Source organism: Pseudomonas sp. fls2-241-TYG-175, from assembly GCF_030209155.1.
GTDB lineage: Bacteria > Pseudomonadota > Gammaproteobacteria > Pseudomonadales > Pseudomonadaceae > Aquipseudomonas > Aquipseudomonas viridiflava.
Genome location: NZ_JARVSO010000044.1, coordinates 1 through 12,878 on the forward strand (window position 1 = coordinate 1; position 12,878 = coordinate 12,878).

3 protein-coding genes are annotated in these 12,878 nt (G+C 62.6%); 1 reads left to right on the forward strand and 2 read right to left on the reverse strand.

Annotated features, from left to right (window positions below):
* Together QRN20_RS23950 and QRN20_RS23955 are read right to left on the reverse strand one after the other, a co-directional pair.
* Positions 1 to 2,125 (reverse strand): condensation domain-containing protein (locus QRN20_RS23950; protein ID WP_285361389.1); only part of this gene is annotated, 2,125 nt, incomplete at its 3' end.
* Positions 2,122 to 11,622: a non-ribosomal peptide synthetase gene (locus QRN20_RS23955; RefSeq protein ID WP_285361390.1), complete on the reverse strand. Its 9,501-nt coding sequence runs from the start codon at positions 11,620 to 11,622 to the stop codon at positions 2,122 to 2,124. The genes QRN20_RS23950 and QRN20_RS23955, both read right to left, overlap by 4 nt.
* A 339-nt stretch (positions 11,623 to 11,961) precedes the next feature.
* On the opposite strand from QRN20_RS23955, the gene QRN20_RS23960 reads away from it, so the two are divergent.
* Positions 11,962 to 12,729: a helix-turn-helix transcriptional regulator gene (locus tag QRN20_RS23960; RefSeq protein WP_029242697.1), complete on the forward strand. Its 768-nt coding sequence runs from the start codon at positions 11,962 to 11,964 to the stop codon at positions 12,727 to 12,729.
* Positions 12,730 to 12,878 lie beyond the last annotated feature (149 nt).

Consider the following 12,878-nt stretch of genomic DNA (forward strand, 5'->3'; position numbering starts at 1 on the left):
GGTTGTTCAGCGTGCGATGCTCGACCATCACGCCTTTCGGCTGGCCGGTGGAGCCTGAGGTGTAGATCACATAAGCCAGATGCGACGAGGTCAGTCCCGTCACCTGCGGGTTGTCCAGACGTTCCGGCCAGGTTGGCTGGTCGAAGGCAATCACTGGCGCAGCCAGTTCCGGCACGCGAGCCAGCAATGCCTGTTGGGTCAGCACCACTTTCGGTGCGCTGTCGCTCAGCAGATAAGCGATGCGCTCGTCAGGGTGCGACGGATCCACCGGCACGTAACCGGCCCCCGACTTGAGCACCGCGAGCATGGCCACCAGCGTATCGAGGCCGCGACGGGCCATGACGGCCACGCGGTCGTCGGTGCGCACGCCGAGGCTGATCAGGTGATGGGCCAGCGCGTTGGCACGCAGGTTCAGCTCGCCGTAATTCAACGATTGCTCGCCTACCTGTGCGGCAACCGATTCAGGCGGGTGCTGTTCGATACGCTGCTGCAGCGTCAGGCTGCCAGCGAAGTCAGACGGCTGCGGATTGAAGTGCTGCAGCAGGTGCGTGCGCTCTTCGAGCGGCAAAATGTCGAGCTGTTCGGCCAAGGTCAGAGGCGATTGATCCAGCGCTTCCAGCAGATGTTCCATCGCACGTTGCAAATAAGCGCAAATGCGCTGCGGGTCAATTTGCGGTGATGTCTGGGCCGTGAGGCTGAACGCTTCACCCAGGTCATCGACGCTGACCACCAGCGGGTAGTTGCTGCGTTCCTGTGCATGCAATACCTGGATGCCCTGCCAGGTCTCGCTGCCCGCCTCGGCAGGCGCGCTGTGGCGATAGTTAAGCAAGGCATTGAATAACGGTGTAGGTGCTGCAACACCGCTGCAACGCTGGGCCAGCGCCAGTGGCGCATGCTCATGACGCATCAGCGTGGTCAGGCGCTGATGCGTGGCGCGAATCGCGGTTCGCAGGTCCTGATCGCCCAGATCCAGACGCAACGGCAGGGTATTGATGAAGATCCCCAGCGCCCGTTCGGTGGCCTCGGCCCCCAGCAGACGACCCATCAGCACGGTACCGAAAACCACGCGCTGACGCCCTGTCAGGCCAGCCAGTACACGCGCCCAGCCCAGGTGGAACAGGCTGGCGACGCTGACGCCCAGCGTGCGTGCCTGATTGCGCAGCCGCTGGCACAGCAACGGGTCCAGCGCCAGCGTGAATTCGCCGATGTCGCCGCCCTCTCCACTGAGGTCCTGCAGGTCGTACGCCAGTGTCGGTTCATCCAGGTCGGCCAGCATGCTGCGGAAGAACGCTTCATGCTCAGCTTCGCTGACGCCCAGCAGTGCCTGCGCCACGTAGTTGCGGAACGGCACCGGGGTGCCCAGTGCTTCGGCCTGTCCGGACAGACACGCCTGAATTTCGTGGCGTACCACCTCCAGCGCGCTGTGGTCCATGGCGATGTGGTGAAACACCAGGGTCGCCTTGACGCCGTCGTCGGTGTTCGGGTTGCAGATCAGGCGGATCAACGGTGCCTGTCCCAAATCCAGCAGGATGCCTGCCGTGCTCTGCAATGTATCGACGACCAGTTCCGCATGACGCCAGACCACCTGCACCGGCGTATCCAGACCGTCCCAGTGCACCGAAGTGCGCAGAATGTCGTGGCGTGCGATCACCGTTTGCAACGCCAGTGCAAAGGCATCGAGACGCTCACGGTCGGCAAAGGCGAACTCCACCTGCATCACATACGGATCGCCATGGGTCGCCGTAACGTGGTGATACAGAATGCCCTGCTGCAACGGCGCCAACGGATACAGATCCTGGATGTTGGCAGCACCGCCCGGTATGGCCTGGACCAGTTGATCGATGGCTGGCTGGTCGAGTACTACCAGCGTCAGCATGTCGGGGGTGATGTGGGTACAGCCGCTCGGAATGGCGTTTTCCGGGAAGTTCTGCGTGCCACGTCGGGTGGTCAGCGCATCACCTTGTTCGAGGCGCTCGATCAGCGCCGGTTTGTGTTCACGCAGGCTGTCCAGCAGGCCTTTATCCGTCAGTGCGCGGCGATTGCCCTGCACCACCAGTTGACCGTCCTTGACCGTCAGGTGGATGTCGTTGGCTTTCAGCGTCGCCAGAAGTTCGTTGATGCTCACAGGATAATCTCCATGTTCTCTGTGATGGCTGCGTAGCCCGCCAGCGTTGGGTGCTCGAACAGTGCGCGGACGTCGGCCTCAAGGCCTTCCTGACGCAGGCGCGCGGTCAGGCTGACCGCCAGCAGCGAATGGCCGCCCAGCTCGAAGAAGTTGTCGTGTCGACCCACGTTATGGACTCCGAGCAGTTCGCTCCAGAGTTCGGCCAGCAGGTTTTCCATCTCGCCTTCCGGCGCTTCATAAGGTCTGGACAGCACCGCGTCGGCGCCCGGCACCGGGAGCGCGTGACGATCCAGTTTGCCGTTGGGGCTCAGCGGCAAGGTATCGAGGTGCACGTAAAGGGCCGGCACCATGTAATCCGGCAGATCCTTGCGGAGTGCATCGCGCAGAGCCTCGACTGACTGCGGCGCACCGGTGTAGTACCCCACCAGCCGCTGACCGCCCGGCTGCTCGTTGCGCACCATGACCACCGCCTGCTCGATACCGGGGTGACGAATCAGGCAGGCCTGAATGTCGCCCGGCTCGATCCGCAGTCCGTTGATTTTTACCTGATCGTCATTGCGACCGAGAAACTCCAGATTGCCATCGGCCTGCTGGCGCACCAGATCGCCGCTGCGATACAGGCGATCGCCCTCAACGAAAGGACTGTCAATGAAGCGCTCGGCCTGCTGTTCCGGCAGGTTCAGATAACCGCGGGTGACCCCTGCACCGCCGATGTGCAATTGACCGATGACGCCTTGCGGCACCGGCTGATCATGCGTGTCGAGCACGTACAGACGCGTGTTGCTGACCGGACGGCCAATCGGCAGCGTGGTCTCCGGCAGCGGCATCTGCGGGTCAAGCGTCCAGAAGCTGCAATCGACGGTGGTTTCCGTGGGTCCGTATACGTTGTGCAGACGCACCCACGGCAGCCGCAGGCGCACCTGCTCGGCCAGCGCAGCCGTCAATTCACCGCCGCCGCAGACGATGTCGGTCAGGCTGTGACACTGGCTGCTGTCCGGCAGCTCGAGGAACTGCTGAAGCAGCACCGGCACGAACTGCACCACGCTGACCTGCCGTTCGCGGATCAAACGGGACAGATAGGCCGGATCACGCTGCCCGTCCGGACGGGCCAGCACCAGCGGCAGCCCGCTGCACAGTGGCCAGAAAATCTCCCAGACCGACGCGTCGAAACTGATCGGCGTCTTGTGCAACAGTCTGCCGTGCGGCGTCGCCGGGCACAGCAGTGAGCCCCAGCGCACAAGATTCGCCAGGTTGCGATGCTCGACCATCACGCCCTTCGGTGTGCCGGTGGAACCCGAGGTGTAGATCACATAGGCCAGGTGACGGGCAGTGAGACTGGCGACTTCAGGGTCATGAAGACGTTCGTGGCTCCAGTCCGGTGCGTCCATATCAACGCGCAACACCTGCTCGTTTTCCAGCAGCTTGCGGGTCGAGGCCTGCACCAGCAGCACTTTCGGCGCGCTGTCTTCAAGCATGTAATGCAGCCGCTCGCGGGGATAACCCGGATCGAGCGGCACGTAGGCACCGCCCGCCTTGAGAATGGCCAGCAGGCCGATCACCATCGGCGTACCGCGCTCGACACAGATCGCAACCCGATCATCAGGTTGCACGCCCAGATCGATCAGGTGATGAGCCAGGGCGTTGGCCTGCTCGTTGAGCTGTTGCCAGCTCAACTGCGCATTTTCCGCCAGTACGGCGATGGCCTCCGGTGTGCGGGCAACCTGAGCCTTGAACAGGTCAAGAAGCGTCTGTTCCGGGTCATGGGCGGTGGCCGTCGCGTTGAACCCGACCAGCAATTGCTGGCGCTCACGTGCGTCAAGTACCGGCAACTCCAGCACAGGCAGATCAGGCTCGTTGTCCAGCGCATCGACCAGCCCGGTCAGCGCCTGCTGTATGTAGCCACAGATGCGTTGAGCACCCACTTTGGGCGCGACAGTGACAGACAGCCGCAGGGACTCGCCCAGGTCGTCGACATTGAGGCTCAACGGGTAGTTGGTGTGTTTTTCACTGGCCAGAATCTCAAGGCCTTGCCAGCTGTCGCGCTGGGCATCCTGTCTTGCCTGACCTGCGCTGTGGCGATAATTGAGGATGGCGCTGAACAAGGGTGACGCTGTGCCCACGCCGCTGAAACGCTGAGCCTGAGCCAGAGACGCGTGCTCATGCCCCAGCAATGTGGCAAGACGCGCATGAGTGGCGCGTGCGCCATCACGCACACTGACCTCATCCAGATCCACCCGCACGGGCAAGGTGTTGATGAACATGCCCATGCCACGGTCTGCACCGGCACCGCCTTGCAGACGACCCAGCAATACCGTGCCGAACACCACGCGGTCATTGCCGGTCGCGGCACCCAGAACCCGGCCCCAGGCAAGGTGGAACAGGCTGGCGACACTGACGCCCAGCTGCCGTGCATGGCTGCGCAGGCGGTGCATCAGTTCGTCGGGCAGTGTGTGCTGGTGTTCTTCGATGCAGCGACCATCGCCCTGCACATTGCCTTGCACATCACGCAACCCGAACGGCAGGGTCGGTTCGTCGATGTCGCCCAGTTGCTCGCGGAAATACGCCTCGTGCTCGGCCTCGCTGACGCCCAGACGTGCCTGCGCCACGTAGTTGCGATAAGGAACGGCAGGCAGCGTGGTTTCAGGCTCGCCGCGCAGATGCGTGAGCAATTCCTCGCGCATCACTTCAAGTGCTGTCGCGTCGACCACAATGTGATGAAACAGCAGCGTGGCAGAAATGCTTTCGCGCGCCGGGTTACGGTTGTAATCCAGCCGTATCAGCGGCGCACGGCCCAGGTCCATGGGGGCCGGATGTGTCAGGTCGAAGACTTCCTCGACCGACAGTTCGGCATGCCGCCATACCACTTGCTGCGGCGCTTCCAGGCCTTCCCAGATCACGGCGGTGCGCAGGCTGTCGTGGCGGGCGATGACTTTGCGCAAGCCTGCGACAACGCTCTGCAGGCGAGCCATGCTGTCGAAGTTCAAACGCAATTGCAGCAGGTAAGGATCATCCTGCTCAGCCGTCAGGTTGTGGTACAGGATGCCTTCCTGAAGCGGCGCCAGCGGGTAGATTTCCTGCACATTGGCAGCGCCGCCCGGCACCGTCGAAACGATGCGCTCGATGGCGGCCTGATCCAGGCGCGTCAGGCTCAGCATGTCCGGCGTGATGCGTGTGCAGCCGGTGGGCACGTGGTTGTCCGGCACCACGATCTCACGACCGTTGCCGACCGATGCGGCCAGTGCTGCGACGGTCGGCTGACCGAGTAGAACGCGCACATCGGCACTCAGGCCGGCATTGCGCATCCGCTCGACCAGACTCACGGCCAGCAGCGAATGCCCGCCCAGTTCGAAGAAGTTGTCATGGCGCCCGACGCGCTCCAGGCCCAGCACCTGCTCCCAGAGCCCGGCGATGATGACCTCATTTTCACCTTGCGGCGCTTCGTAGACAGTCGCCGTCAGATCGGCGAGCTCAGGGTCCGGCAAGGCCCGGCGGTCGAGTTTGCCGTGGCTGGTCAGGGGCAAGGCCGCCAGAAGCATGAACGCCAATGGCACCATGTAACCCGGCAACCGGTCCAGCAGTGCCAGACGCAGCGCATCGGTGTCCACCTCTGCCGTCTCGGTGAACCAGGCCAGCAGACGCTCGTTGCGCACCAGCACCACGGCGTCTTTCACGCCGGGCTGACTGGCGAGTGCCGTCTCGATCTCGCCCAGTTCGATTCGCATGCCGCGAATCTTGACCTGATCGTCGTTGCGACCCACGTAATCCAGCGTGCCATCGCTGTTCCAGCGCACCAGATCGCCGCTGCGATACATACGTGCCTGGGTATCAGCACAGAACGGATCGGCGAGGAATCGTTCTTCGGTCAGGTCCGGGCGATTCAGGTAGCCACGGGCAACGCCCGCGCCCGCGATATAAAGCTCGCCGATCACACCGACCGGCACCGGTTGCTGTTGCTCGTCCAGCACATACAGGCGGGTGTTGGCTACCGGGCCGCCAATGTGCAATTGCGCGCCCGGAATCACCTGCCCCGACGTCGCGACCACGGTGGTCTCCGTCGGGCCGTAGTTGTTGATGACCGCAAAACCGGGGTCCTTGTCGAACTGGCGCAGGCGGTCGCCGCCGATCAACAGTGTGCGCAGGGTCGGATGCTGACGTGCACGGCCGAACGCCTGCTCGGCCACCGGCGTTGGCAGAAAGCTGACCTGAAGCGGTTGCTCCAGCCACCAGTCGAGCAGTTCGTCGACGTGCTCATTGGCGACTTCGGCAGGCGGCACATGCAGCACGGCACCTGCACAGAGCGCTGGCCAGACTTCCCAGGCCATGGCGTCGAAGCCGAAACCGGCAACGGTGCTGGTGTGGCTGCCTGCGTGCAGGTCGAATGCCTGGCAGTGCCAATGCACCAGATTGTTCAAGGTGCGGTGTTCGACCATCACGCCCTTGGGCTGGCCGGTAGAGCCGGAGGTGTAAATGACATAGGCCAGATGACGGTCATTGAGGCCTGCCACCTGCGGATTGCTGTCGGCTGCTTCGTGCCGGACGCCAAGGTCCAGATTCACCTGACTTACGTTGCCCACCAGACTGGCCGTCGAGTCTTCGGTCAAGACGGCGCGCGGTGCGCTGTCTTCCAGCAGCCAGGCGATACGTTCTGCCGGGTACGCCGGGTCTATCGGAACGTAGGCGGCCCCAGCCTTGAGAATGGCCAGCATGCCGACCACACGGCCTGCACCGCGACGCAGACACAGCGCAACACGCTCATCCGGTTTCACGCCCAGGCTGATCAAGTGGTGTGCAAGGCGGTTGGCTCGCTGGTTCAGTTCGGCGTACGTCAGTATTTCGTCACCCTGTACGACCGCCTGAGCCTGCGGATCGCTTGCGGCGCAGGACTCGACCTGCGCGTGCACCGTCAGACCTTCGGCAAAGCTGCGTGCACTGGCATTGAAGGCCGTCAACACGCGTTCCCGCTCGGCCGTTTCCAGAATCGACAGGCTTTCCAGCGGCTCGGGCAAGCCCTGTTCCAGCGCCTGCACCAGTTGCGTCACAGCGTTGTTCATCCAGCCGGCGATGCGCTCGGCCCCCATGCCATGCCGCGCAAGCACATGCAGGTCGAACCCTTCGCCCAGATCGTCCACACTCAGAGTCAGCGGGTAATTGCTGCGCACTTCGCCGCCCAGAACGCGTACGCCCTGCCACACACCTTCGCCGTCGCGAGGCCGGACTTCGGCGCTGTGGCGGTAGTTGAGCAAGGCGCTGAACAGCGGCGCGCCGGAAGCCACGCCGCTGCAGCGTTGAGCCAGCACCAGCGATGCCTGTTCATGGGCAATCAGGGCCGACAGCCTTGAATGCACGGCCTTCACGGCATGACGGGCGTTGCGTGTGGTATCAACCCGCAGCGGCAAGGTATTGATGAACACACCCAGCGCCCGGTCTGCGCCCTCGCCGCCTTGCATGCGACCCAGCAGCACCGTGCCGAAGACCACATCACGACGGTTGGCGATGACCCCGAGCACGCGGGCCCAGGCGGCGTGCATCAGGCTGGCTGCGCTGACACCTTGCTGGCGGGCCTGCTCGCGCAGACGCAGTGCCAGATCGTTGTCGAGTACCCGTCGGGCCTGCTCGACATCACCGCCGTCGGAACGCACGTCCTGCACCCCGAACGGCAGGGTCGGCTCGTCTACATCCCCCAGCATGTCGCTGAAAAACGCTTCGTGTCGCGCGTCATCATTGGCCATGCGCACATGGGCCACATAGTTACGGTATGGCACCGGCGCAGCGAGACGGGTTTGTGGTTCGAGCAGCAGTGCTTCCATTTCCCGAGTGACGATTTCCATCGCGGCGTTGTCGAGCACCAGATGGTGGAACAACAGAACGGCAGCGACTTCACCGTTGACCGGATCATGGGTATGAACCAGACGCATCAACGGCGCCTGGGAAAGGTCCATACGATGATGACGGGCGTCGAACTGCTGGTGCAGATGATCCATCACGGAGTCGGCAGCGTGCTCATCGGCAGCGCTGTTGAGGTTGACCTGCTGGACCAGCAGATCGGCCTTGCGCCAGACCACCTGTTGGGCGCTCTCAAGCCCTTTCCAGGCCACAGCGGTGCGCAGAATGTCGTGACGATCGATGACCTGTTGCAAGGCATCGGCCCACGCGTTCAGGCGCTCCGGGCTGTCGAACGCCAGACGCCATTGCAGCAGATAGGGGTCGCCCTGTTCGGCAGACAGGTGGTGATAGAGAATGCCTTCCTGCAGCGGTGCCAGCGGGTAGATTTCCTGCACATTGGCAGCGCCGCCCGGAACGCTGCCAACGATGCGGTCTATCGCGGCCTGATCGAGACAGGTCAGGCTCAGCATCTGCGGGGTGATGCGTTCGCAACCCGGTGGCACGGCGTTGGGCGGTACAGCCTGTTCGTGGATATCCGCCCTGCTCGCCGCCAGTGCAGCTACGGTTGGCTGTGACAACAACACATGCACATCAGCCTTGAGCCCGGCAGCACGCAGGCGCTCTACCAGCTTGATCGCGAGCAGCGAATGGCCACCCAGTTCGAAGAAGTTGTCATGCCGCCCTACCCGTTCAACGCCCAGCGCCTGTGCCCAGACAGCTGCCATGGCGATTTCGGCTTCGCCTTCCGGTGCTTCGTACGCCTGGCCCAGCAGACTGGCAGGGTCAGGATTCGGCAACGCTCGGCGGTCAAGCTTGCCGTTGCCGGTCAGCGGCAGGACGTCCAGACGGGTAAACGCGCGCGGCACCATGTACGCCGGCAATCGGGCGCGCAGGGCCTGGCGCAGTTCGTCGGTGTCCACGCACGAGGTTTCGGTAAACCACGCCAGCAATTGCTCGTCGCGCACCAGCACCACGGCTTCCTTGACGCCGGTCTGGCTGGCGATCACCGCTTCGATTTCGCCGGGTTCGATGCGCATGCCACGAATCTTGACCTGATCATCGTTGCGGCCCTGGTAATCCAGCGTGCCGTCGGCATTCCAGCGCACCAGATCGCCGCTGCGGTACATGCGCGCCTGCGGGGCCAGGCTGAAGGGATCGGCCAGAAAGCGTTCTTCGGTCATTGCAGGGCGGTTGAGATAGCCACGCGCTACACCCGAACCACCGATGTACAGCTCACCCGTCACCCCGACCGGCAACTTTTGCAGTTGCGCGTCCAGTACGTAGACCCGGGTATTGGCGATCGGACCGCCAATGTGCAGCGATGCACCGGCCTGCACCAGGCCGGAGGTCGCAACCACCGTGGTTTCGGTGGGGCCATAGTTGTTGACGACGGCATAGCGGCGGTCTTCGGCGAACTGACGAAGACGGTCGCCGCCGATCAACAGGGTGCGTAGCGTCGGGTGATCCTCATCGAGGCTGAACGCGTATTCGGCAACCGGTGTCGGCAGGAAACTGACGTCCAGCGGCTGCTTCAGCCACCAGCGCAACATCGCATCGACGTCATCGCCATTTTCCTGAACCGGGGCCAGATGCAGCGTTGCGCCTGCGCACAGGGTCGGCCAGATCTCCCAGGCCATCGCGTCGAAACCGAAGCCTGCCAGACAGGACGCATGCCCGCCTGCACTCAGCTTGAACGCCTCACAGTGCCAGTCCACCAGATTGGCCAGCATTCTGTGCTCCACCATGACGCCCTTGGGCTGGCCGGTAGAGCCTGAGGTGTAAATCACGTACGCCAGATGGCTGCTGCGCAACGAGACAATGTTGGGCTTGATGTCGGAGCCACGGTCTTCATGGCAGTGGTCCAGCTCGATCACCGGCTGGCTCAGTTCCGGTAGACGCTCACGCAGGTTTGCACGCGTCAGCACCACCGACGGCGCGCTGTCGTTCAGCAGATAAGCCAGCCGCTCGCGTGGATGCGCGGGGTCAACCGGTACGTAAGCGGCACCGGCCTTCAGAATGGCCAGCAGGCTGACCAGCGTGTCCAGCCCTCGGCGTGAGACCACCGCAACGCGGTCGTCCGGCACAATGCCCGACTCGATCAGTCGTCGTGCCATGCTGTTGGCACTGCGGTCAAGCTGGCTGTAGGTCAGGCTCTGACCATCGAAAATCGCTGCCACGGCTTCCGGACAATGACGGGCATGCTGCTCGATACGCTGATGAATCAACAGCTGACTGGCTGACACTGTTTCGGTGTCGTTCCAACGGCTCATTTGTCTGCGTTCGGCAGGTGTCAGCACATCGAACGCGCTGACCTGCAATGCAGGGTTTTCCAGCGCCTGCTCGATGACCTGCAGCAGCCGCTCGCCGATCGACTGGGCTTGCGCATCATCGAACCAGGCGCGGTGATGGACCACGTGCAACGACGCCTGATCGCTGAACCTGTTGGTGCGCATGTGCAAGGCCAGAGGCGTCGGCTCATAGCCATTGGAGACTTTCACGGCCTGCGCCTGAATGTCGCCAAAACGGTAGTCGTAATTGTCTTGCTCGTAAGAGACCGAGACCTCGAACAACTGCGCCCGGTCTTCACGGGACACGCCCAGGGTGCGGTTGAGCTCGCTCAACGGAAAGCGCTGGTGACGGAAGTCGCGCTTGAGGCTGTCACGCACTTCGGTGACCAGCGCAGTGAAATCCAACTCCTGCGCGAAGGCCATGCGCACCGCGCTGACCTGAGCGAAATGCCCCAGTGTCGCCTTAAAGCGTGCGCCCGTGCGGTTGAGCAATGGCAAGCCGACCACCCAGTCGTCGCGCTGTGCCGTACGGGTGAAGTAAACGTGCAGCGCAGCCAGCAGAACGTGAAACGCCGAGGCGCCGCAGCGCTCGGCGAACTGATTCATGCGCATGTGCAATGCGGCCGGGAACGCCAGTACACAGCTATGGGACGGCGCCGGGTCGGTGGACCTGCGGTTGTGGTAGCGGGACACCAGCAGCGGCTCCGGCAGATCCCGATATTTGTCCAGCCAGTAGGCTTTGTCCCGCGCATAACGAGGCGAGTCGTGATAACGCGTATCATCGGTGATGAAGTCGCCGTAGGACGGCCCTTGAAGATCAAGGCTGTCGCCTTCGCAAAGCGCGGTGTACTGCTCGGCCAGTGACTTGAGCAATTGTCCGAAGCCCCAGCCATCGAGAATCAGGTGATGGGCCTGAATGCCCAGCCAGTATTGATCCTCATCCGCGCGCACCAGGCAGAACCGGAACAGCGGGCTGCCATCCAAGGCATAAGGACGCTGCATCTGCTCGCGAATCAAAGCCTGAGCGGCACTGATTCGCTCGGGGTGGTCACGCAGATCGTGAAGCGGCATGGACACCGGGAAGAAATCGGCGTAGCGCTGCATCGGCAAACCGTCGGCACCTGCCCCCGGCAACAGGACCGTGCGCAGGGCATCATGTGCGGCCACCAGTTGCTCGAATGCACGGTGCAACAGGTCCAGATCGACATGACCGACCAGCTTTACGTAGCCGCCGACGTTATACAGAGGCGAGTCGCCATGGCTGATCTGGTCCAGCCAGATGTCACGCTGGGCAGCGGTCAGGGGGAACAAATCAGTGGCCGACATGTCTCAAAGTCCTTCCTGGAAATTTAGTCAGGAATTGAAGCACTGGCATGTTGACACTGTATGTCCCGCTTAACCCGGACGCTGGCTCATAGCCATTACTCAATTGTCCGACCTAGACGCCTCGGCCCCTGCACGGGATGCTGCTGCATCCACCGATCTCTGTCCTTGCCTGTCCAGCGTGCGAAATGGGGTGGCAGGCCTGTCCCTGTTTTCTGCTACAGACGTCGGATGGATCCTTCGGTTGAATACGCCGAATCATCCGCTGTATCTGCCGTCACCCTGTCGAAGGTCAATGTCAGGGCGGCGCTCATGCACGGACAGAGTCAAGGAGGCTAAAAGATGAAATCGACACGCTCGCCGAATGCCAGCCACGACCCGCGTTTCTATCAGGAACTCGGCCAACTGGTTTCCAGCACTGGCAGCTCGTCATTTGCCGGGCAAATGTTGCAACTGGTCGACACGCTGGTCTCGGTCCAGGGGATTGTTCTGTGCGAGTGGGCGCTTGATGCGGCTCAGTCAGGTGTCGAGCGCGTGACCCGCCTGGGTGGTGCGGGCGTTCAGCACGATATCTGCGCATCTGAAACCCTTCAGCAATCGTTGCTGCAGAGCATCGTGCACATGGACGCCTCTCTGCTGGTTCAGACCCGAGTGCCTGTTGGACAGAAATCGGCACGTCGTGACATTCAGGTCTGCAGCCTGGTGTCCAGCAGCGGCGAACTGCGCCGCATCATCTGCTTTTATCGACTGGCCGGTTCCAAAGCTTTCTCGCTGACCGAGTTGTCATTGCTCAAGAGTCTCTCCGACACCCTATTGCCGCTGGTCGAGCACCACTCACAGCTGCTGGTGCAATCTGCTGCGGAAAAGATCGAATCCGAGCCTGGCTCGATCGATGAAGCGTTCAGCGGGCGTCTGGCGCAGGACGCAATCACGCTGTCGGCGCGCGAGCAGGAAGTCTGCATCGGCCTGCTGACCGGTGGCTCGGTTGCAGAGATGGCACAAAGACTGAACCTCAAGAACAGTTCGGTGGAAACCTACCTGAAACGCGCAACCGCCAAGCTTGGCGTCAGTGGCCGACACAGTTTGGCGAGATGGATGGCCGGACCGTAAGTCAGACACTTCTCACTGCGTAGGAAAAAGGGGCCATGACGCGTCAGCGCATGGCCCTTTCTGATACTGATCGTGCCCATCGCTCCGCGTGGATAACGCTGGAGCTTGGGCACACATCTGCGCCACATTCGAGAGCGGACGCGGAGCGT

Excerpts from the sequence above, each read along its gene's own strand:
- QRN20_RS23955 (WP_285361390.1), bottom strand. The coding sequence starts at position 11,622 with ATGTCGGCCACTGATTTGTTCCCCCTGACCGCTGCCCAGCGTGACATC.
- QRN20_RS23960 (WP_029242697.1), top strand. The coding sequence starts at position 11,962 with ATGAAATCGACACGCTCGCCGAATGCCAGCCACGACCCGCGTTTCTAT.